Annotated in this window: 20 protein-coding genes and 1 riboswitch; of the genes, 8 read left to right on the top strand and 12 right to left on the bottom strand. The window is 55.1% G+C overall.

Features of this window, described 5'->3' with window-relative positions; translation table 11 throughout:
• Window positions 1–61 precede the first annotated feature (61 nt).
• Entirely contained in the window at window positions 62–910 is an 849-nt protein-coding gene (locus AL479_RS12505) for a helix-turn-helix transcriptional regulator (RefSeq protein WP_061076278.1), read from the top strand.
• Between the two features lie 47 nt (window positions 911–957).
• Here the strand turns inward: AL479_RS12505 and parE are convergent, their stop codons facing one another.
• From parE to nudF, 5 genes are read right to left on the bottom strand one after another with little or no spacing between them, the layout of a single operon-like run.
• The gene (gene parE / locus AL479_RS12500) at window positions 958–2,850 is read right to left on the bottom strand and encodes a DNA topoisomerase IV subunit B (RefSeq protein ID WP_042324253.1); all 1,893 of its coding nucleotides are present in this window, start codon (window positions 2,848–2,850) and stop codon (window positions 958–960) included.
• Between the two features lie 27 nt (window positions 2,851–2,877).
• Window positions 2,878–3,459, bottom strand: coding sequence for an esterase YqiA (yqiA, locus tag AL479_RS12495; RefSeq protein WP_061076277.1), 582 nt, complete (start codon window positions 3,457–3,459; stop codon window positions 2,878–2,880).
• Window positions 3,459–4,286 carry a 3',5'-cyclic-AMP phosphodiesterase gene (gene cpdA / locus AL479_RS12490; protein ID WP_061076276.1) on the bottom strand — a complete coding sequence of 276 codons (828 nt, stop codon included), beginning with the start codon at window positions 4,284–4,286 and terminating at the stop codon, window positions 3,459–3,461. The genes yqiA and cpdA overlap by 1 nt, the downstream gene beginning before the upstream one ends.
• A gap of 24 nt (window positions 4,287–4,310) precedes the next feature.
• Window positions 4,311–4,733, bottom strand: coding sequence for a DUF1249 family protein (locus AL479_RS12485; RefSeq protein ID WP_042998169.1), 423 nt, complete (start codon window positions 4,731–4,733; stop codon window positions 4,311–4,313).
• Window positions 4,730–5,362, bottom strand: a complete 633-nt coding sequence (nudF, locus tag AL479_RS12480; protein WP_061076275.1) for an ADP-ribose diphosphatase — start codon at window positions 5,360–5,362, stop codon at window positions 4,730–4,732. The genes AL479_RS12485 and nudF overlap by 4 nt, the downstream gene beginning before the upstream one ends.
• Window positions 5,363–5,566: 204 nt before the next feature.
• Here nudF and tolC point away from each other — a divergent pair, with 204 nt between their 5' ends.
• The 3 genes from tolC (at window position 5,567) to AL479_RS12460 (ending at window position 9,029) form a co-directional block, all read left to right on the top strand.
• A complete protein-coding gene (tolC, locus tag AL479_RS12475) occupies window positions 5,567–7,048 on the top strand; it encodes an outer membrane channel protein TolC (protein WP_061076274.1) in 1,482 nt (493 codons plus the stop codon).
• A 149-nt stretch (window positions 7,049–7,197) separates the two neighbouring features.
• On the top strand, window positions 7,198–7,863 hold the full coding sequence (locus tag AL479_RS12465; RefSeq protein WP_061076273.1) for a DUF1190 family protein: 666 nt from the start codon (window positions 7,198–7,200) through the stop codon (window positions 7,861–7,863).
• 5 nt (window positions 7,864–7,868) lie between these two features.
• Window positions 7,869–9,029, top strand: a complete 1,161-nt coding sequence (locus tag AL479_RS12460) for a glutathionylspermidine synthase family protein (protein WP_061076272.1) — start codon at window positions 7,869–7,871, stop codon at window positions 9,027–9,029.
• An 88-nt stretch (window positions 9,030–9,117) separates the two neighbouring features.
• On the opposite strand, the gene ygiD is transcribed toward AL479_RS12460, so the two are convergent.
• Window positions 9,118–9,906 (bottom strand): 4,5-DOPA dioxygenase extradiol, encoded by a 789-nt coding sequence (gene ygiD / locus AL479_RS12455; protein WP_061076271.1) that lies wholly within the window; start codon window positions 9,904–9,906, stop codon window positions 9,118–9,120.
• Window positions 9,907–10,038: 132 nt separating this feature from the next.
• Here ygiD and zupT point away from each other — a divergent pair, with 132 nt between their 5' ends.
• Window positions 10,039–10,812, top strand: a complete 774-nt coding sequence (gene zupT, locus AL479_RS12450) for a zinc transporter ZupT (RefSeq protein WP_061076270.1) — start codon at window positions 10,039–10,041, stop codon at window positions 10,810–10,812.
• Window positions 10,813–10,831: 19 nt separating this feature from the next.
• On the opposite strand, the gene AL479_RS23955 is transcribed toward zupT, so the two are convergent.
• Together AL479_RS23955 and ribB are read right to left on the bottom strand one after the other, a co-directional pair.
• The gene (locus tag AL479_RS23955) at window positions 10,832–11,008 is read right to left on the bottom strand and encodes a hypothetical protein (protein ID WP_061076269.1); all 177 of its coding nucleotides are present in this window, start codon (window positions 11,006–11,008) and stop codon (window positions 10,832–10,834) included.
• Window positions 11,009–11,220: 212 nt separating this feature from the next.
• Complete coding sequence (gene ribB / locus AL479_RS12440) at window positions 11,221–11,874, bottom strand: 3,4-dihydroxy-2-butanone-4-phosphate synthase (protein WP_061076268.1); 654 nt, start codon at window positions 11,872–11,874, stop codon at window positions 11,221–11,223.
• Window positions 11,875–11,979: 105 nt separating this feature from the next.
• Window positions 11,980–12,129, bottom strand: a riboswitch (FMN riboswitch).
• 132 nt (window positions 12,130–12,261) lie between these two features.
• Here ribB and ubiK point away from each other — a divergent pair.
• Window positions 12,262–12,558, top strand: coding sequence for a ubiquinone biosynthesis accessory factor UbiK (gene ubiK / locus AL479_RS12435; RefSeq protein WP_042324283.1), 297 nt, complete (start codon window positions 12,262–12,264; stop codon window positions 12,556–12,558).
• A gap of 33 nt (window positions 12,559–12,591) precedes the next feature.
• Here ubiK and glgS read toward each other — a convergent pair whose 3' ends face one another.
• From glgS to AL479_RS12415, 4 genes are all read right to left on the bottom strand, one after another.
• Window positions 12,592–12,798, bottom strand: a complete 207-nt coding sequence (glgS, locus tag AL479_RS12430; RefSeq protein ID WP_081093726.1) for a cell surface composition regulator GlgS — start codon at window positions 12,796–12,798, stop codon at window positions 12,592–12,594.
• Between the two features lie 164 nt (window positions 12,799–12,962).
• Window positions 12,963–14,396, bottom strand: coding sequence for a bifunctional D-glycero-beta-D-manno-heptose-7-phosphate kinase/D-glycero-beta-D-manno-heptose 1-phosphate adenylyltransferase HldE (hldE, locus tag AL479_RS12425; RefSeq protein ID WP_061076266.1), 1,434 nt, complete (start codon window positions 14,394–14,396; stop codon window positions 12,963–12,965).
• A 50-nt stretch (window positions 14,397–14,446) separates the two neighbouring features.
• Window positions 14,447–17,272, bottom strand: coding sequence for a bifunctional [glutamate--ammonia ligase]-adenylyl-L-tyrosine phosphorylase/[glutamate--ammonia-ligase] adenylyltransferase (gene glnE / locus AL479_RS12420; RefSeq protein ID WP_061076265.1), 2,826 nt, complete (start codon window positions 17,270–17,272; stop codon window positions 14,447–14,449).
• Between the two features lie 108 nt (window positions 17,273–17,380).
• Window positions 17,381–18,670: an inorganic triphosphatase gene (locus AL479_RS12415; RefSeq protein ID WP_061076264.1), complete on the bottom strand. Its 1,290-nt coding sequence runs from the start codon at window positions 18,668–18,670 to the stop codon at window positions 17,381–17,383.
• Window positions 18,671–18,911: 241 nt separating this feature from the next.
• On the opposite strand from AL479_RS12415, the gene AL479_RS12405 reads away from it, so the two are divergent.
• Together AL479_RS12405 and AL479_RS12400 are read left to right on the top strand one after the other, a co-directional pair.
• The gene (locus AL479_RS12405) at window positions 18,912–19,532 is read left to right on the top strand and encodes a TIGR04211 family SH3 domain-containing protein (protein WP_042998183.1); all 621 of its coding nucleotides are present in this window, start codon (window positions 18,912–18,914) and stop codon (window positions 19,530–19,532) included.
• Between the two features lie 65 nt (window positions 19,533–19,597).
• Window positions 19,598–20,839, top strand: a complete 1,242-nt coding sequence (locus tag AL479_RS12400) for a multifunctional CCA addition/repair protein (protein ID WP_061076263.1) — start codon at window positions 19,598–19,600, stop codon at window positions 20,837–20,839.

Below are 20,839 nucleotides of genomic sequence, written 5' to 3'. Positions count from 1 at the left end.
AAATTTAAAAATAGAGTTTATAAACGTAATCCGGCGGGTAAAAATTTAAATCTGTTGCACTATGAACACAGCCCTTAATGCAGAACGTCTCGAACTGATTACCTTAAACGATGCTATTGCGTCGTTTAGTCGACTGTTCGCCAATACGGTGCGTTACCACCACTGGCATCAATGTCTGGAAGTACTGTATGTGGAAGAAGGTTTCGGTGTCGTCACGGTCGATCATAAGCAATACACCATGCGGCCGGGGCGGATGTTCTTTTTCCCGCCCTTCACCCTGCACAAAATCATGGTCGATGAGCAGGCGCAGAATCGCTATCGTCGTACCATTATTCATCTCGATCAACATGCGGTGCTGAAGGTGCTGCGTGATTTCCCGCTCAATCAGCAACGCCTGCAAAACCTGACAATTCGCGGTGGTGAAGCCTGGGTGATCGACGCCCATGAGATCCATACACATATCGATTTCCTCTTTAGCCGTTACGAGAAAATGGCGACGCAAAAGCCGCTCAACGCCGAGCACGTTGCCTGCCTGTTATTAAATTTATTCAGCCTGTTACCCGAAGATAAGAGCGGTATGCAGGAAATTGCCACCGGTATCGCCAGCCAGGTGATGTTCTGGCTCGACGAAAATTACACGCGAAAATTCAGCCTGAGCGCGCTGGCAGATGAACTTGGGAAATCAAAAAGTTACGTGTCGCGCCGCTTTCATATTGAGACAGGAGAAAGCATTCTCGACTATCTCAATACATTACGTCTGAGAAAAGCGTGCGAAGCGCTACTTCACAGCGAAGCAAGCGTGCGGGAGATTGCGAACAAGGTAGGATTTTCAGAGGTGACGTACTTTATCAGCGCGTTTGGCAAGGGAATCGGCGAAACGCCATTGCAGTACCGTAAGCGGCATAAATGATCGTGCCGGAAGGCGCGTTAATGACGCCGCCCGGCACAACAACACGATTACCCGTCGATATCCGCAAGGTCGCCTTTTTCCTGCAACCAGTTGCGGCGATCTTCAGAGCGCTTCTTCGCCAGCAGCATATCCATCATGGCGTTAGTGCGCTGATCGTCCTCATCATCAATGATGAGCTGGACCAGACGGCGAGTGTTGGGATCCAGCGTGGTTTCGCGCAACTGCATCGGGTTCATTTCACCCAGCCCTTTAAAGCGCTGTACGTTTGGCTTGCCTTTCTTGCGCTTCAACTGTTCCAGTACGCCCGCCTTCTCTTCTTCCGTCAACGCGTAATAGACCTCTTTGCCGAGATCGATACGGTACAACGGCGGCAGCGCGACATAGACATGCCCGTGTTTCACCAGCGTGCGGAAATGTCGCACAAACAGCGCGCAGAGCAGCGTGGCGATGTGCAGACCATCGGAGTCCGCATCCGCCAGGATACAGATCTTGCCGTAACGTAACTGGCTCAGATCGTCGCTGTCCGGATCGATACCGATCGCGACAGAAATATCGTGGACTTCCTGCGAGGCCAGTACTTCATCAGAAGAGACTTCCCAGGTGTTCAGGATCTTACCCTTAAGCGGCATGATCGCCTGATATTCACGATCGCGCGCCTGCTTGGCGGAGCCGCCCGCCGAGTCCCCTTCCACCAGGAACAGTTCGGTACGATTCAGATCCTGCGCGGTGCAATCCGCCAGTTTCCCCGGCAGCGCCGGACCGCTGGTCAGTTTTTTACGCACTACTTTTTTCGCCGCGCGCAGTCGACGCTGGGCGCTGGAGATCACCATCTCCGCCAGCAGTTCGGCTGACTGAACGTTTTGGTTCAGCCACAGGCTGAAGGCATCTTTCACCACGCCGGAGACAAATGCCGCGCACTGACGTGACGACAGACGTTCTTTGGTCTGTCCGGCAAACTGCGGATCCTGCATTTTCACCGACAGCACGTAGGCGCAGCGATCCCAGATATCTTCCGCCGAGAGCTTCACGCCACGTGGCAGAATGTTGCGGTATTCGCAGAACTCACGCATCGCGTCGAGCAGCCCCTGACGCAGACCGTTCACGTGTGTCCCGCCCTGCATGGTCGGGATCAGGTTCACGTAGCTTTCGGTCAGCAGTTCGCCGCCTTCCGGGAGCCACAGCAGTGCCCAGTCGACCGTTTCCGTATCCCCGGAAAAGTTGCCGATGAACGGTTTTTCCGGCAGCGTCGGCAGGCCGTTTACCGCTTCGCCCAGATAGTCATTAAGACCATCCTGATAGCACCAGCGCTGTTCGCTGTTATTGACTTCATCTTTAAAGGTGATTTCAACGCCAGGGCACAGCACGGCTTTGGCTTTCAGCACGTGCGTTAAGCGCGAGACAGAAAAACGCGGGCTGTCGAAAAAGGTTTCGTCAGGCCAGAAATGGACGCTGGTGCCGGTATTGCGCTTGCCGCAGGTGCCAACAACCTGCAAATCCTGAACCTTGTCGCCGTTCTCAAACGCAATGTTATACACCTGACCATCACGACGCACGTTCACTTCCACACGCTTCGACAGGGCGTTCACCACGGAGATCCCTACGCCGTGCAGGCCGCCGGAGAACTGATAGTTCTTGTTCGAGAACTTGCCGCCCGCGTGCAGCCGACAGAGGATCAGTTCAACCGCCGGAACGCCCTCTTCCGGGTGAATGTCCACGGGCATGCCGCGACCGTCGTCGATAACTTCCAGAGATTGATCGGCATGTAAAATCACATCCACGCGTTTCGCGTGGCCCGCCAGTGCTTCATCGACACTGTTATCAATCACTTCCTGCCCAAGATGGTTGGGTCGGGTCGTGTCGGTATACATCCCTGGGCGACGGCGTACCGGCTCAAGCCCAGTGAGTACCTCAATGGCATCAGCGTTATAAGTTTGCGTCATGGTTTTAATAGCAATTCGAAATGATTGTCAGCAACTGTGCAGTCCAAGGAAATCGACAATCGGGTTGAAATAATCTTCGAAGCCCGTGAATGCATGGTTTCCACCTTCAATAACAGTCTGGCGGCATGAGGCGTAATACGCCACTGCCTGGCGGTAGTCCAGCACTTCATCTCCCGTCTGTTGCAGCAGCCAGATTAAATCCGACGCTTCCAGCGGGTCGATCTGCATGACTTTAAGATCGTAAATATGGCGTGACTCTAGCACATATTGCTGCCCCGTGTAGGGGTTCTCGTTCTGACCGAGGTAGTCGATCAACAGTTCATATGGCCGGACAGCCGGGTTGACAACAACAGCGGGCAGCATAAAGCACTGTGACAGCCAGGTGGCGTAATAACCGCCTAATGATGATCCCACCACGCCCAGCGCCTCGCCGCCGTGCTCAAGGACGATAGACTCCAGCATCTCTGCGGCATCGGCCGGATACGGCGGCAGCTGCGGCACAATCATTTCGACATGAGGATACTGTTCGCGCAGCCAGTTTTTTAGCAGGCAGGCCTTCGCCGAACGCGGTGAGCTATTGAAGCCGTGCAGGTAAAGAAGCGTAGACATCAGTAGCCTTCAGAAGCGGTATCAGGTCGGAACTCCGTCCCTTGCAAACGACAGACGTCCGTTTTCAACGTACCGTCGGCAAACAGCTCCAGCGTACGCCAGCCTGGACCGATGCTATCAAGGGTAAAGTTCGCGCAATGGGGTTTGAACTGAACGCAGGTGGAGGGCGTAGCCAACAGACGGCGGCCATTCCAGTCGAGATCCAGTTCCTGATGAATATGCCCGCAAAGCAGATATTTCACGCGCGGATAATTTACCAGCACGTTGTCCAGTTCCGCCGCGTTACGCAGGCTGTGTTGATCCAGCCAACTGCATCCCGCAGGCATGGGGTGATGATGCAGAAGCAGTAGAGTGTGGCGTTCAGGGACCGCAGCAAGTTTACGCTCCAGCCACTCGAGCTGAAATTCACTCAGTTCACCGTGAGGTACACCGAAGACCTGACTGTCCAGCAGCAGAATTTGCCACTGCTCGCCAACCATGACGCATTTTGCTGGGGAGATCCCCGCCTCTTGTAACGCGCTGTACATCGCAGGCTGGAAATCATGGTTGCCGGGCAACCAAACGCAAGGCGCACGAAAGCTTGCGATACCTTCAGCAAAATGCTGATAGGCCGCAGCGGTTTGATCCTGAGCTAAATCACCTGTCGCCACGATCAGATCGTATTCCTGCCCCTCGGCATGAATGGCATCCAACACGGCCTGGTAGCTTTCCCAGGTGTTTACGCCCAATAGCGTTTCGTGCTTTTCGGCAAACAGGTGAGTATCAGTAATTTGTAAGATCCTGACCCTGGCCTCACCAGCCAGAGAAAGGTTTAACAGGCTTTCCAAATGGTGTCCTTAGGTTTCACGACGCTAGTAAACCGGAATCGCCATCGCTCCATGTGCTAAGCAGTATCGTAGCCAATCGGCCAGAAACTGATTAATTTGATGCTTTTCGTCGCGTTGATGCAACTTTTTATTTGGATAATCATACCGTGCTTTGAAGCGAAAGATCTGCTGACTTGAACACACTTCGGCGACCATCGCGTCATGGTAGAGCCGCACAGTCAGTGACGGCAGGCTCCAGTAGGTGATGGTCGGCGCCGTCTGCTCGATGGTCACCAGCGTTGTGTATCGGGTCGATTCAACGATCGTAATCCGATATTGTGCGTTGCCCACCTGGTAACTCACCGTTTCGCCAGGCGCATCATTGCGCGGCAACAGGCGTCGCAGTTGCGAAAAGTTCGTTTCGCAAAGACGCATCATTTCAGGGAAGTCAGGTGTATAGCGCTTCATTTTTTCCACTCGTTTATTAGCTCTTTATAGTGCAGTTGCAGCCATTGCAGAGCGATGACCGCAGACGCGTTATCAATTTTCCCCTCTTCAACCCAACGGTATGCCTGTTCCCGGCTTACCACATGAACCCGAATGTCTTCGTTTTCATCAGCCAGACCGTGAATCCCGTTTGCGGTCGTGGCGTCCACTTCACCCACCATAATGGACGAGCGCTCACTGGTGCCGCCAGGGCTTGCCAGAAAACTGAGCACCGGTTTCGTCCGTTTTACCTCGATGCCGGCCTCTTCCATCGCTTCACGGCGGGCCACATCCTCAACGCTTTCACCCTCTTCGATCATCCCGGCCACCATTTCCAGTAGCCATGGCGTTTCACTGGTGTCATAGGCCGCGATGCGCACCTGCTCGACTAACACCACTTCATCCCGCTCAGGGTCAAAGGGTAGCAAGACTGCCGCATGACCGCGCTCAAAAATTTCTCTACGCACTTCCTGACTCATTTCACCGTTAAACAAACGGTGGCGAAAGCGATAACGATCCAGCGAAAAAAAACCGCGATATAGCGTTTCTCGTGCAATAATTTCTACATCGTTTTTGGCGAAAGTTACTGGCGAGTTGCCTGATTTGCGCATTGTGCCGTCCTGTACCAATAGTGATTTAAATGTGAATTTAAAGGGCGTTTGACTGCCGTTTCATCGACCTTGTGGTAAATTGGTGCAAATTAACGCCTGATGGCACAGAACGCCAACTTTTTGCGGTGGCGGATTCTGCTAGAATCAGCAATTATTTTTAAAATTTGATCAGCGCTAAATACTGCTTCACAACAAGGAATGCAAATGAAGAAATTGCTCCCCATCCTTATCGGCCTGAGCCTGTCGGGGTTCAGCACACTGAGCCAGGCAGAGAACCTGATGCAAGTTTATCAGCAAGCACGCCTGAGCAACCCGGAATTGCGTAAATCCGCCGCCGATCGCGATGCTGCATTCGAAAAAATCAACGAAGCACGTAGTCCTTTACTGCCTCAACTGGGCTTAGGTGCCGATTACACCTACAGCAACGGCTACCGCGATGCTAACGGCGTGAACTCAAACGCCACCAGCGCGTCCCTGCAATTAACGCAGACCCTTTTCGATATGTCGAAATGGCGTGCACTGACCCTGCAGGAAAAATCTGCGGGTATTCAGGACGTGACCTTCCAGACGGACCAGCAAACGCTGATCCTCAACACCGCGAGCGCCTATTTTAAAGTGCTGAACGCCATTGACGTTCTCTCTTACACGCAGGCGCAGAAAGAGGCGATTTATCGTCAGTTGGATCAAACCACCCAGCGTTTCAACGTGGGCCTGGTCGCCATCACTGACGTACAAAACGCCCGTTCGCAATACGATACGGTGCTGGCGAACGAAGTGACCGCCCGTAACGATCTCGACAACGCGGTTGAAGAACTGCGTCAGGTCACCGGCAACTACTACCCGGAACTGGCGTCGCTGAACGTTGACAGCTTCAAAACCGACAAACCGCAGGCGGTGAACGCCCTGCTGAAAGAAGCCGAAAACCGTAACCTGACGTTGTTGCAGGCGCGTCTGAGCCAGGATCTGGCACGTGAGCAGATTCGCCAGGCGCAGGATGGTCACCTGCCGACGCTGGACTTAACCGCCTCTACCGGCGTATCGGATACCTCGTACAGCGGCTCTAAAACGCGTGGCGCGACAGGCTCTCAGTATGACGACAGCAACATGGGCCAGAACAAAATCGGCCTGAGTTTCTCGCTGCCGATTTATCAGGGCGGGATGGTGAACTCGCAGGTGAAACAGGCGCAATACAACTTTGTTGGCGCCAGTGAGCAACTGGAAAGCGCCCACCGTAGCGTGGTGCAGACCGTACGTTCTTCCTTCAACAATATCAATGCGTCAATCAGCAGCATTAACGCGTACAAACAAGCAGTTGTTTCCGCCCAGAGCTCATTAGACGCGATGGAAGCGGGCTATTCCGTGGGTACACGTACTATCGTTGATGTGTTGGATGCGACCACCACGCTGTACAACGCCAAGCAGCAACTGGCGAATGCGCGTTATAACTACCTGATCAACCAACTGAATATCAAGTCAGCGCTGGGTACGTTGAACGAGCAGGATCTGGTGGCGCTGAACAACACGCTGGGCAAACCGATCTCCACCTCGCCGGAACACGTCGCGCCGGAAACCCCGCAGATGGACGCGAACGCTGACGGCTATGCCACCAACGCAGCAGCGCCCGCCGCACAACCGGCATCAGCACGTTCTTCCAGCAGCAACGGTAACAATCCGTTCCGCAATTAAACGCGATGACGGGGCTTCGGCCCCGTCTGAACGTAAGGCAACGTAAAGATCCCGCCATTGTGCCGCATTCCCGCCTCTTCTCGCTTCATTTTCAACCACTCATCCTCTATCCTGAGCAGTAATAACCACTGGGTCCAGGAAAGACGAAAATGAAACGGACAAAATCCATCCATCACGCCTCGTTCCGCAAAAGCTGGAGCGCGCGTCATCTGACACCTGTCGCATTCGCCGTTACCGCTGTGTTTATGCTGGCGGGTTGTGAGAAAAGCGATGAAACCGTGTCGCTGTATCAAAATGCGGATGACTGCTCGGCAGCCAATCCGGGCAAAAGCGCGGAATGCACCACGGCGTTCAATAACGCGCTGAAAGAAGCGGAACGTACCGCGCCGAAATATGCCACTCGTGAAGATTGCGTCGCCGAGTTCGGTGAAGGCCAGTGCCAGCAAGCCCCTGCTCAGGCAGGCATGGCGCCAGAAGCTCAGGCACAGCAGTCCAGCGGCAGCTTCTGGATGCCGCTGATGGCGGGTTATATGATGGGCCGCATGATGGGCGGCGGCGCGGGCTTTGCGCAGCAACCGCTGTTCAGCTCGAAAAACCCGGCCAGCCCGGCTTACGGTAAATACACCGATGCGGGTGGTAAAAACTACGGCGCAGCACAGCCTGGTCGCACAATGACGGTTCCTAAAACCGCCATGGCGCCGAAACCGGCAACCACCTCTACCGTAACGCGCGGCGGCTTCGGTGAATCTGTTGCCAAACAGAGCACCATGCAGCGTAGCGCAAGCGGCACCTCCACGCGTTCAATGGGTGGCTGATACGCATGGAAAGAGTCAGTATTACCGAGCGCCCGGACTGGCGCGATAAAGCCACGGAATACGGTTTTAATTTTCACACCATGTACGGCGAACCGTACTGGTGTGAAGACGCCTATTACAAGCTAACGCTGGCCCAGGTTGAACAGCTGGAAGATGTGACCGCAGAGCTGCACCAGATGTGTCTCAAGGTGGTTGAGAAAGTGATCGCCAGCGACGAGCTGATGGCCAAATTCCGTATTCCTAAGCACACCTGGGGCTTTGTTCGTCAATCCTGGCAGACGCGCCAGCCGTCGCTCTATTCACGTCTTGATCTGGCGTGGGATGGCACCGGTGAACCGAAGCTGCTGGAGAACAACGCCGATACTCCGACCTCGCTGTACGAAGCGGCGTTTTTCCAGTGGATCTGGTTGGAAGATCAGATCAATGCGGGCAATCTGCCGGAAGGCAGCGACCAGTTTAACAGCCTGCAGGAAAAGCTTATCGAGCGCTTCGCCGAGCTACGTGAGCAGTACGGCTTCCAGCTTCTGCATCTGACCTGCTGTCGCGATACTGTTGAAGATCGCGGCACTATTCAGTACCTGCAGGATTGTGCGGCAGAAGCGGAGATCGCTACCGAATTCCTCTATATCGAAGATATTGGGCTGGGTGAAAAAGGCCAGTTCACGGATCTACAGGATCAGGTGATTGCCAACCTGTTCAAGCTCTATCCGTGGGAGTTTATGCTGCGCGAGATGTTCTCCACCAAGCTGGAAGACGCAGGCGTGCGCTGGCTGGAACCGGCCTGGAAGAGCATTATCTCCAACAAGGCGCTGCTGCCGCTGCTGTGGGAAATGTTCCCGAACCATCCGAACCTGCTTCCCGCCTATTTCGCCGAAGACGACTATCCTCAGATGGATAAATTCGTCGTGAAACCGATCTTCTCGCGTGAAGGCGCGAACGTCTCCATTATCGAGAACGGTAAAACGATCGAAGCGGTGGAAGGACCGTACGGTGAAGAAGGCATGATCGTGCAGCAGTTCCATCAGCTGCCAAAATTTGGCGACAGCTATATGCTGATCGGTAGCTGGTTGATCAACGATCAGCCTGCCGGGATCGGCATTCGCGAAGACAGAGCGCTGATCACTCAGGATCTGTCCCGCTTCTACCCGCATATTTTTGTCGAGTAATATGGCGCTCCTGTGTAGGCCTGATAAGACACTTTGTGTCGCCATCAGGCAATAGAGCCTTGCCGGGTGGCGGCTTCGCCTACCCGGCCTACCCCACCTGTACCGACAGCATACTCAGGCTGCCCATCTCGATACCATCAACCGGAATCGTCACCGGTTCCTTACCATCCCACGCGCCCAGCACGTACAGTAGCGGCAGATAGTGATCCGGTGTCGGGTTCGACAGTGAGCCACCTTCGTGATCGAGATAATTGACCAGCGGATGCTGCTCAACCGCTCCCTGCCAGCTCAGGTTCGCTTTGACAAAATCATTGAACGATGTCGCCCATGGATACGGGTTATTATCGCCGTGCCAGCGCGCCGTACGCAGGTTATGCACCACGTTACCACTGGCCACCAGCATGATGCCTTCATCACGCAGCGCCGCCAGTTTACGCCCGATTTCAAAATGCCAGGCCGCCGGCTTGGTGCTATCGATGCTCAACTGCACCATCGGGATATCAGCATTCGGGTACATCTTGATCAGCACACCCCAGGAGCCGTGGTCAAAGCCCCAGGCTTCTTTATCGAGCGCGACTGGCACCGGCGCAAGCAAATCAACCAGGTGCTGCGCCAGTTCAGGAGAGCCGGGCGCCGGGTAATGCGTGTCGTACAACGCCTGCGGGAAACCGCCAAAATCATGAATGGTCTTTGGCGCTTCCATCGCGGTGACGCCGGTACCTCGGGTGAACCAGTGGGCAGACACCACCACAATCGCTTTTGGACGCGGTAATGTCTCCCCAAGCTGCTGCCAGGCACGGGTATACAGGTTATCTTCCAGAACGTTCATCGGGCTACCGTGTCCCAAAAACAATGCTGGCATACGAATTGAAGACATGATGATATCCTTACTCAGGGAGTCATTTTGATGGTCTTACAATACCCTCTTTCGATGAATGAAGAACTCTGATAACCATGATGATGATCATCAGTTATTTTGAAGGTCAGCGAGATGTATAAGGAGTCATTGATGTCAGTACCTTTAATTCTGACCTTACTGGCGGGCGCCGCCACGTTTATTGGCGCGTTTCTTGGCGTACTGGGGCAAAAGCCCTCCAATCGCCTGCTGGCGTTTTCGCTCGGGTTTGCCGCCGGGATCATGCTGCTGATCTCCTTAATGGAGATGCTGCCCGCCGCGCTGGGTACGAAGGGAATGCCGCCAGTTCTGGGCTACGGCATGTTTATCATCGGCTTGCTGGGTTACTTTGGTCTGGATCGTCTGCTTCCGCACGCCCATCCGCAGGATCTGGTGCAAAAAAGAACGCAGCCGATTCCCGGCTCGATTAAACGTACCGCCATCCTGCTCACGCTGGGGATCAGTCTGCACAACTTCCCGGAAGGGATTGCCACCTACGTCACCGCCAGCAGTAACCTGGAGCTGGGATTCGGCATCGCGCTGGCAGTTGCCCTGCATAATATTCCGGAAGGTCTGGCGGTCGCCGGGCCGGTCTATGCGGCCACCGGTTCTAAACGTACCGCGATTTTCTGGGCGGGCATTTCCGGGATGGCGGAAATATTGGGTGGCGTGCTGGCGTGGCTGATTCTTGGCAGCCTGGTGTCACCTGTCGTCATGGCCGCGATTATGGCCGCTGTCGCCGGCATTATGGTGGCGTTGTCAGTGGATGAGCTGATGCCGCTGGCAAAAGAGATCGATCCCAATAACAACCCCAGCTATGGCGTTCTGTGCGGAATGTCGGTGATGGGGCTGAGTCTGGTCATACTACAGGCGATGGGGATCGGGTAACAGAGAGGGCAGGAAGCGGTTATTCCTGCTCTTTAGTCATGACGCGTTCTTCATCATCACGACGAAGTAATTTATTGCGAATTTCCAGTAGCGCATCACGATCCTGCCGAAACGCCTTACAATAACGTTTCATATGGCAAATATACCCCACGACCATCAGAACAATTAAAACAATCCAGTACCAGGCAATAAACATCCTTTTACCCTTAAAATTTAACATTAACAGATATTTAGCGTTAAAATTTAACATACCTATAAGTAGGTAGGATTATATACTGGCACAGTATGAAATCGAAAAGATGATTTCGATCATAGAGAAAAAGATTGGATGTTTATTAACCGACAGGATGTTTGAAAAAGCGAAATTTGCCGGATAAGGTGCTCGCACCACTATCCGGCAAGGCAGGATTAGCTGGCTTTACGTTCGTGCGCCTGACGGTAAGCCACCAGGTCTTCGATCGTCACTACAGCCATATTGTGTTTGCCTGCAAAGTCGATGCACTCCGGCGCACGCGCCATGCTGCCATCATCATTGGTCAGTTCACACAGGACACCTGCCGGTTTGAAGCCCGCCAGCGTCACCAGATCGATGGTCGCTTCGGTGTGGCCACCGCGGGTCAATACGCCGCCTGGCTGAGCGCGCAGCGGGAAAACGTGTCCCGGACGGTTCAGATCGGAAGGTTTTGCGCCATCGGCGATCGCCGCACGAACGGTGGTCACGCGATCGGCAGCGGAAACGCCGGTCGTGACACCTGTCGCCGCTTCAATGGTCACGGTAAAACCGGTGCCATAAGCGCTGGTGTTATTTTCCACCATCATCGGCAGATCGAGTTGTTTACGACGATCTTCGGTGATGCACAGGCACACAATACCGCTACCGTGACGGATGGTCAGCGCCATCTGCTCAACGGTCATAGTTTCTGCCGGGAAAATCATATCGCCTTCGTTTTCACGATCTTCGTCGTCCAGCACCATCACACCGCGGCCTTCGCGCAGCGCAGACAGAGCGTGTTCGACACGTTCAAAAGGCGTACCAAAAGAGGAAAGTAGCGTCTGATTCATGGTAAAAAAACCTCACTAAAATTATGGTTACCAGAATCAGGGCAGTCTTAGGAGTACCGACAAGCGGCAAAAAAATAACGTGAGCGGGTCCATGCCCGACTGGATCGTTACTCTCTCCCATCCGGACTCTAACCGTCGGCCCCGGAATTACACCGGATCTGCTGACCTTTGGGTTTGCACCCAAAGCGCTCGCGGGCTTTCAACCTGAGTTGATTTACCGCCGGTGGGGAATTTCGCCCCGCCCTGAGAATAAGCGGATTAACTATAACGCTATTGATTACCTTCATCAACGCCTTTACCCGCATTAACATCACACAATTCTGGTTTATGCCTTACGCAGATCGCACTACAATGGGCGTTAACACTTACCAGTTCAGGGAAACCACTATGATTGACCCGAAAAAAATTGAGCAGATCGCTCGCCAGGTTCACGAGTCGATGCCGAAAGGGATCCGGGAGTTCGGGGAAGATGTCGAGAAGAAAATCCGTCAAACGCTGCAATCTCAGCTGACGCGTCTCGATCTGGTGAGCCGCGAAGAGTTTGATGTTCAGACCCAGGTGCTGCTGCGCACCCGTGAAAAGCTGGCGCTGCTGGAGCAACGTTTGAGCGAGCTGGAAGCGCGTCAGGCCACTGAAGAAGTCAAACCTGCGCCCGCCATCCCGCCAGTAGAACCGCAAGCGTAAAAACAGCAACGGGCCGCAAGGCCCGTTGACACATCAATGTTCCACTTCTAACTTTCTGGCGTTCGTTGCCTGCTGGCAGTAGTGCGCGTAGCGTTTGCAAAACCAGCTGCGGTGCTCCTCATCCATATTGCCGGTAACAGCCTGGATATCAACAGGGCGACCTTCAGCCTGCATTCTGGCAAAACTCCGCGCCAGGAAATCGAAATTGTTCATCGAATAAACACTGTTGTTCATTAGCATATCCTCCAGTCGGTGAATCTCTGTTAAGGTCATATGCTTTTTTCTGATACCAGTATTTACCGGGAGGCGTAGCAGGTTTGTACATATTGTGCGCAAATCAGTTGCCTGAGTTCACACTTTGGGAATACGGGTGATGCCCGATTTCCAGGCATCACCGCCAGCGGTTATTTATCGCTGTCTTTCTGGATTTTCTTGATGATATTGGTGGTGGAGCACCCATCTTCAAAGTTGAGCACCAGCACTTCGCCGCCGTTGGCCCATACCTCTTCACTACCGGCAATCTCTTCCGGTTTATAGTCACCGCCTTTCACCAGCAGATCCGGCAATACGCCTGCAATCAGGCGCTGCGGCGTGTCCTCTTCAAAAGAGACCACCCAGTCAACGGATTCCAGCGCACCCAACACGATCATCCGCTGTTCGAGCGGATTCACCGGGCGCGTTTCCCCTTTCAGGCGTTTCGTCGAGGCATCGCTGTTGACCGCGACAATTAAGCGATCGCCCAGCTTACGGGCGTTTGCGAGATAGGAGACGTGACCGGCGTGCAGTATATCAAACACCCCGTTGGTCATGACGACTTTCTCACCACGCTTACGGGCGCTGGCAACGGCCTGCTTCAGCTCGTCTTCGGTCATCACGCCAAAGCCAGTTTCTGCACGACCGCGTACCGCGTTTTCCAGTTCGATAGGCGACACAGTGGAGGTCCCCAGCTTACCGACCACCACGCCCGCCGCCGCATTGGCAAAGAAGCAGGCTTCTTCCAGCGAATTACCGGCTGCCAGCGTCGCCGCCAGCACACCAATGACCGTGTCGCCCGCACCGGTTACGTCATACACTTCCTGCGCCTGCGTCGGCATATGCAGCGGAGCTTTGCCCGGTTGCAGCAGCGTCATCCCCTGCTCGGAGCGGGTGACCAGCAGCGCGGAAAGCTCAAAATCGGCGATCAGCTTCATGCCGCGTTCAACAATCTCTTCTTCGCTTTTGCATTTTCCTGCCACTGCTTCGAACTCAGAGAGGTTCGGCGTCAGCAGCGTCGCGCCGCGATAGCGGGCAAAATCAGTCCCTTTCGGGTCGATCAGCACCGGCACTCCGGCTTTACGCGCCAGCGCGATCATCTGCTGAACGCTGGCCAGCGCGCCTTTCGCATAGTCAGACAGCACCAGCGCCCCAATCGAGCTCAGCGCCTGGTTGATACGCTCATGCAGCGGCTGCGGATCCACGCCTTCAAAGCCTTCTTCGAAGTCGAGACGAATCAGTTGCTGGTTGCGTGAAAGCACGCGCAGTTTGGTGATAGTAGGATGGGTCGGGACAGAAACGAAGTCGCATTTCACGTTCACGTCCGCCAGCGTTTTACTGAGCGCGCGCGCGGCATCGTCGATACCGGTCAGTCCGACCAGGCGCGAATTTGCTCCCAGAGAGGCAATATTCATCGCCACGTTCGCCGCACCGCCTGGACGTTCTTCGATGGTATCGACTTTCACCACCGGTACCGGCGCTTCAGGTGAAATACGGCTGGTGGGCCCGTACCAGTAGCGATCCAGCATCACATCACCGACAACCAAGACTCCTGCACGTTCAAACTCTGGCAGCGTTACTTTCATTCCTGTCTCCTGAGAGATTCAAAATTTGCGCGCGATAATAGCACACTTCATCAGGCAACCAGCCACTTCTGCCAGCTCGCCCGCACCAGCGTACGTTCCGCCTCAAAACACGTTTGCGCCACATGGCCCGGCTGTTCCTGTAACGCCAGGTGATGCAGCTCATCGCGCAGCGTGGTATAGGCATGGGTCAATGCCATCGCCTCCTGCTCGTCCATAATGTCGTTTTGCGCTAACAGTTCCAGAATGCGCACATTATCCGACCAGCGGGTCAGTTTGGGTTTGTCATGGGCATACCGTAGCACCAGATATTGCGTGATAAACTCGATATCCGTAATACCGCCTTCATCGGCTTTAATATCAAAGCGATCGCGATGTTTATTGCCCAGATGCGCGCGCATTTTTTCGCGCATTTCACGCACCTCGTTCTGCAACGTTTTGCCATCGCGAGGCAGCGTCATAATATCGCGGCGTACCGTATCAAACTGCGAGGTCAGTTGCGGGTCGCCGTAAACCACTCGTGCGCGCACCAGCGCCTGATGCTCCCACGTCCAGGCCTCATTTTTCTGATAATCCGCAAAGGACTCAGTGGAGGTCACCAGCATCCCCGCCGCCCCTGACGGACGCAACCGTGCATCCACTTCATACAGAATGCCTGAAGAGGTACGGGTACTGAACAGATGCATAATGCGCTGCGCCAGTCGCAGGTAGAACTGCCGCCCGTCAATTTCCCGCTCGCCGTCGGTCATCACGTCAACGGGGCAGTCATGGAGGAAGATCAAATCGAGATCGGAGCTGTAGCCCAATTCCCAACCGCCCAGCTTGCCGTAGCCCACCACCGCAAAACCGCGCCCTTCCCGCTCGGCAAGATGCGTCGGCTGGCCGTAGCGCGCCACCATTTGCAGCCACGCCTGTTGCACAACGGCATCAATCATCGCCTCCGCCAGCCAGGTCAGGTGGTCACTGACTTTCATCACTGGCAACGTACCGGCGATATCCGCGGCGGCAATGCGCAGCAGTTGCGTTTGTTTGAACTGTCGCAGGGCTTCCAGCTGTTGTTCTTCATCGTCTTCCGGGACGCGCAGCAGATACTGGCGCAACTCATCACGATACGCGTCGGTCGCTGTCGGCTGATAGAGCGTATTCGGATCGAGCAGTTCATCAAGCAGCAGCGGATAGCGCGCCAGCTGACTGGCGACCATCGGCGACGCCGCGCAAAGCGAAATCAGATGCTTCAGTGCGCCGGGGAATTCACTCAACAGCTCCAGATAGGTGGTGCGGGTGACAATCCCCACCAGCAGCGGCGTAATGCGCGACAGCGGGAGAGAAGCGTCCTGCCGCGTGCAGACATCACTCAGCAGGTGCGGCATCAGATGGTCGAGCACCTGGCGCCCACGCGGGCCTATCGTGCGCTTATCCAGCTCTTTACGGAAATCGGCAATCAACGCCAGCACGCGCAGGCGATCGTCATCCGCGAGATGCGACAGCACCGGCGGCGTGTCATCTTCCTGCAAGGCGTCCTGCCACAGCTCGCGCCACTGTTCCGAGAGCGCATCTTCCTGCGTGTCGGTTTCGTCATCGCCGATCAGCTCGTTAAACACGCGCCGGACGTTCGCCATGTGCCCCTCAAGCGTTTCCGTCAGTTGCGACCAGCTATCCGCATTCATTCCCCAGGCCAACCGCGCCCGGTTAAGTTCATCGCCCGGCAACGTCTGGGTTTGTTCATCATTAATGCTTTGCAGCAGGTTTTCCAGACGGCGCAGGAAGAGGTAGGCCTGTCGCAACTGTTCGGCATCGTTTTCCGGCAGCAAATGCAGTGCGGCGATCGCGCTTAACGTCGGCAGCAGAGAACGAGATTGCAGCGACGGCTCACGCCCGCCGCGAATCAACTGAAATACCTGCACAATAAATTCGATTTCGCGAATGCCGCCCGCGCCGAGCTTGATGTTATCTTTCAGCCCCCGGCGACGAACTTCACGCGCAATCATCCCCTTCATATTGCGCAGCGACTGGATCACGCTGAAGTCGATGTAACGACGGAAAACGAACGGGCGCAGCATGGCGCGCAGTTCATCGACATAACGACCGTCGGTGTCGCCCATGATCCGCGCCTTGACCATGGCGTAGCGCTCCCAGTCGCGCCCTTGCTCCTGGTAATAATCTTCCAGCGCCGCAAAACTCAGCACCAGCGGGCCGCTGTCGCCAAACGGACGCAGCCGCATGTCCACCCGATAGACAAAGCCATCCTGGGTAGGCTGATCCAGAACCTTGATCAGCCGCTGTCCCATGCGAGTAAAAAACTGCGCGTTGTCGAGTTCGCGGCGTCCCCCCTGAGTAGAGCCGTGCTCAGGCCAGGCAAAGATCAGATCGATATCCGAGGAAAAATTCAGCTCGCCGCCGCCCAGTTTGCCCATGCCTAAAATCAGTAGCGGTTGTGGGATACCTTCCTGACTGCACGGCGTTCCCCATTCACGACAGCAGGCGTCGTACAGCCAGTCGCGCGCGCTGACGATCAGCGTTTCGGCCAGATGGCTTAACTGTTGCAGAATGTCGGTATCGTCCACCAGCGACAGCGCCTGCGCCCAGGCAATGCGCACCATCACGCGGCGGCGAAACAGACGCAGTTCATGCATCAGCGCCGCTTCATCGTTCACCGTTGCCAGCGCCGCCTGTAACCATTCGCCGTACTGTTGCCATTCATCGGCCTGCGGCGGCGCGCTTTCCAGTTCCGTCAGCCAGTGAGGATGAGCGATGATGCTATCCTGCACAAAATCACTGAATGTAAGTACTGACTTCGCTTGTACGCCAGATACGGATTCAGGTAACTGCTCTGCTATGACTTGCCAGTACTGCTGTAACGGTGACGAAAGCGGCTTCATCAAAAGGTTCCTTATAACGTTGCCGGATGGCGGTACTCCGCCTTATTCCGGCCTACAAAACATGTCGATCCGTAGGCCTGATAAGCACAGCGCCATCAGGCACTCCAGTTATCGTTTTCCGCTGTGCAACCAGAACGGTTCCTGGTTATTCGCCTCATTACGGAAATGTTCAATTTCAATATGTTGGCCGTTGGCGATAGCGTGATACAGCCCTTGCCAGTTCTCCAGCCAGGCCTGAACCACCGCCGCATCGTAATACCCTGCCAGCAGCAAAACGGTGTCGATATCGCGGCGTAAACGCGGCAACTGATCGCCCAACGGTTGTCCAAAAACGCTTTTCAGCTCAGCGGCGGTACGCGAAAGATGGATGTCAGCAAAGCGCTTGAAAGAATCCGCCATTTTGGCCTGCGCTTTTGCGTCCAGAAACGGCTGCCAGGCTTTGGTCACCAGCCACTCGGTCAACGCCAGTTTTGCCATTGCCGTTTGAGTGGTGTAAACCGCTGTCTCCGCAGAAACCGCGGAACCAATGGTTGCTTCCGACTGGGTTAACAGATCGCGTAAGTGAGCGCTCGCTTTACGCGGAACAATACCGCCAAACAACATCAGGGTGTGACGCACCAGGCCCATCGCGGCCAGCACATCCGCCTTTGCTGCCTTGTTGCCGCGAACCCAGAGTTCTTCATGGTACTGCCATTGTGCCAGCGCCAGCTCCAGAGCAGCTTCCAGCCCGTGTTCCACGGTAGCTTTCGCGGGAGCTTTCAGCACCGCTGTCGGTTTGATCTCGCGTGGAGGATTCCCCTGCGCCAGATGATATCCACGCGCCGCTTTACTCAGGCTGCCCTGGCGCAGCCCCGCCTGGTTCACCAACTGATTTGCCAGCTTCAGGACCGCCCGGGTGTCGCCGCTCAGCAGTTCAAGCTCCAGCTCGCAAATCGGCTCCGCCAGTTCACCCGCTTTCACTTCGCCTAAATCGAGGGCGATCTCAATCTGGCTGCCATCCACCGTCAGCAGCCATTTTTCACGTTCAAAATCGGTGCTGAACAGTGGCTGCACGCGGGAGATAAGATCGGCAGGCAGCTCACCGTTTGGCCACACCTCCGGCGGAAATTGTGTTAAATCCAGCGTGGGCTCGTTCAGGGGGACATTGTATTCTGGTCGCTGGTGTAAACCGCCGGTCACTCGCCCGGCAATTTTCATGGTCATCTCATAGCGACCTTTCTCCCCACGAATACGCAGTCCCATGTCGTGACCACGCAACCACTTATCCTCGGTCTCGTAGTAAATATTCAACAACGGGCTGGGCGCATGATGCTCGCCTCCGAGCGTATTCAGATGGTCACGCAGCGCGTTCACGGCGTCGTGATTAACGATAAATTTTAATTCAATTTCCTGAGCCATGGCCTTGTACTTACCGGTTATGTCACATAAGAGAGAATCACGACGAACTTACGGTGATCTTTTTTGTCAGTAGATAGTATTTTGCGCCAAATTGCCATGCAACGAGCAATTTGACGGGCGTAAAAGTTTTGAAGTAGCGGTAAACCGGACACAGATGATTCCGATTGATGTCGAATGCTTTGCGTAGAGACACTGATACCACTACTATCGTTCCACTTTCTATGACAATAACGACAGCCTGATGCCAAAATTACGCCTGATTGGATTTATGTTACTCGCACTTAGCGCTACTGCCGTGTCACACGCCGAAGAAAAGCGCTATGTCTCTGATGAACTGAACACCTGGGTCCGCAGTGGTCCGGGGGATAATTATCGCCTTGTTGGCACGGTCAACGCGGGCGAAGAAGTCACGCTGTTACAAACTGACGCCAACACGAACTACGCGCAGGTTAAAGACAGTACCGGGCGGACGGCCTGGATCCCGATGAAAGAGCTGAACAGCACGCCCAGCCTGCGCACCCGCGTGCCGGATCTGGAAAATCAGGTCAAAACGCTGACCGATAAGCTCAACAATATCGACACCACCTGGAATCAACGCACGGCTGACATGCAGCAGAAAGTGTCGCAGAGCGACAGCGTGATCAACGGGCTGAAAGAAGAGAATCAAAAGCTGAAGAACGAGCTGATTGTGGCGCAGAAGAAGGTCAGCGCCGCAAATTTGCAGCTTGATGATAAGCAACGCACCATCATCATGCAGTGGTTTATGTATGGCGGCGGCGTGCTGGGACTCGGCCTGCTTCTCGGTTTGATCCTGCCGCACATGATCCCAAGCCGGAAACGCAAAGACCGCTGGATGAACTAAATCGCCTTCTCCGCCACACTGTCATATGATTAAGGGATTGTATTTCCCTGGAGAGGTGGTGTGGCGTGAAGATTTATCTGGTCGGTGGTGCGGTTCGGGATACGCTGTTAGGGCTACCGGTTAAAGATAAAGATTGGGTGGTGGTTGGCGCTACACCGCAACAAATGCTCAACGCGGGCTACCAGCAGGTAGGTCGCGATTTTCCTGTTTTTCTCCATCCGCAAACCCACGAAGAGTACGCCCTGGCGCGTACCGAGCGTAAATCCGGCTCGGGGTATACCGGATTCACCTGTTATGCTGCGCCGGACGTCACGCTGGAAGACGATCTCCAGCGCCGTGACCTGACCATTAACGCCCTCGCGCAGGATGATGACGGTGAGATCGTCGATCCCTATCACGGTCGCCGCGATCTGGATCAACGCCTGCTGCGCCATGTTTCGCCGGCCTTTAATGAAGATCCGCTGCGCGTACTGCGCGTGGCGCGCTTTGCCGCTCGCTATGCACATCTGAGCTTCCGCATTGCTGACGAAACCATGGCGCTGATGCGCGAAATGACGCACGCCGGTGAACTGGAACACCTGACGGCAGAGCGCGTGTGGAAAGAGACCGAGAACGCGTTAACCACGCGTAACCCGCAGGTCTATTTCCAGGTCTTACGCGACTGCGGCGCGCTACGCGTGTTGTTCCCGGAGGTCGATGCGCTGTTTGGCGTCCCGGCGCCGGCGAAGTGGCATCCGGAAATCGATACCGGGATTCACACCCTGATGACGCTGTCGATGGCGGCGCTGCTCAGTCCAGAAGTTGACGTGCGTTTTGCCACGTTGTGCCACGATCTCGGCAAAGGCCTGACGCCGCCGGAGCTCTGGCCGCGTCATCACGGGCACGGCCCGGCGGGCGTCAGACTGGTTGAGCAATTGTGCCAGCGCCTGCGCGTACCGAATGACATTCGTGACTTAGCCAAACTGGTGGCGGAGTTTCACGATCTCATCCATACCTTCCCGATACTGCAACCTAAAACCATCGTGAAACTGTTTGATTCGATCGATGCCTGGCGCAAACCGCAGCGCGTGGAGCAGATTGCGCTCACCAGCGAAGCTGACGTACGCGGACGGACGGGGTTTGAAGCCGCGGATTATCCGCAGGGACGTTTACTGCGCGAAGCGTGGGAAGTCGCGCAGTCGGTGCCCACCAAAGACGTTGTCGAGGGCGGATTTAAAGGTATTGAGATTCGCGAGGAGTTAACCCGACGCCGGATTGCGGCGCTTGCCCACTGGAAAGAAACCCGTTTCCCGAAGGCGGTCAGTTAA

It is taken from the genome of Citrobacter amalonaticus, from assembly GCF_001559075.2.
Classification (GTDB): domain Bacteria; phylum Pseudomonadota; class Gammaproteobacteria; order Enterobacterales; family Enterobacteriaceae; genus Citrobacter_A; species Citrobacter_A amalonaticus_F.
Note: the sequence above shows the minus strand (reverse complement) of the source record. Positions and strands in the feature narration are given on the sequence as shown.

Excerpts from the sequence above, each read along its gene's own strand:
- glgS (WP_081093726.1), bottom strand. The coding sequence starts at position 12,798 with ATGCTAATGAACAACAGTGTTTATTCGATGAACAATTTCGATTTCCTG.
- hldE (WP_061076266.1), bottom strand. The coding sequence starts at position 14,396 with ATGAAAGTAACGCTGCCAGAGTTTGAACGTGCAGGAGTCTTGGTTGTC.
- AL479_RS12415 (WP_061076264.1), bottom strand. The coding sequence starts at position 18,670 with ATGGCTCAGGAAATTGAATTAAAATTTATCGTTAATCACGACGCCGTG.
- tolC (WP_061076274.1), top strand. The coding sequence starts at position 5,567 with ATGAAGAAATTGCTCCCCATCCTTATCGGCCTGAGCCTGTCGGGGTTC.
- glnE (WP_061076265.1), bottom strand. The coding sequence starts at position 17,272 with ATGAAGCCGCTTTCGTCACCGTTACAGCAGTACTGGCAAGTCATAGCA.
- AL479_RS23955 (WP_061076269.1), bottom strand. The coding sequence starts at position 11,008 with ATGTTTATTGCCTGGTACTGGATTGTTTTAATTGTTCTGATGGTCGTG.
- AL479_RS12485 (WP_042998169.1), bottom strand. The coding sequence starts at position 4,733 with ATGAAGCGCTATACACCTGACTTCCCTGAAATGATGCGTCTTTGCGAA.
- AL479_RS12505 (WP_061076278.1), top strand. The coding sequence starts at position 62 with ATGAACACAGCCCTTAATGCAGAACGTCTCGAACTGATTACCTTAAAC.
- ubiK (WP_042324283.1), top strand. The coding sequence starts at position 12,262 with ATGATTGACCCGAAAAAAATTGAGCAGATCGCTCGCCAGGTTCACGAG.
- AL479_RS12405 (WP_042998183.1), top strand. The coding sequence starts at position 18,912 with ATGCCAAAATTACGCCTGATTGGATTTATGTTACTCGCACTTAGCGCT.
- ribB (WP_061076268.1), bottom strand. The coding sequence starts at position 11,874 with ATGAATCAGACGCTACTTTCCTCTTTTGGTACGCCTTTTGAACGTGTC.
- AL479_RS12460 (WP_061076272.1), top strand. The coding sequence starts at position 7,869 with ATGGAAAGAGTCAGTATTACCGAGCGCCCGGACTGGCGCGATAAAGCC.
- ygiD (WP_061076271.1), bottom strand. The coding sequence starts at position 9,906 with ATGTCTTCAATTCGTATGCCAGCATTGTTTTTGGGACACGGTAGCCCG.
- AL479_RS12465 (WP_061076273.1), top strand. The coding sequence starts at position 7,198 with ATGAAACGGACAAAATCCATCCATCACGCCTCGTTCCGCAAAAGCTGG.
- zupT (WP_061076270.1), top strand. The coding sequence starts at position 10,039 with ATGTCAGTACCTTTAATTCTGACCTTACTGGCGGGCGCCGCCACGTTT.
- yqiA (WP_061076277.1), bottom strand. The coding sequence starts at position 3,459 with ATGTCTACGCTTCTTTACCTGCACGGCTTCAATAGCTCACCGCGTTCG.
- nudF (WP_061076275.1), bottom strand. The coding sequence starts at position 5,362 with ATGCGCAAATCAGGCAACTCGCCAGTAACTTTCGCCAAAAACGATGTA.
- parE (WP_042324253.1), bottom strand. The coding sequence starts at position 2,850 with ATGACGCAAACTTATAACGCTGATGCCATTGAGGTACTCACTGGGCTT.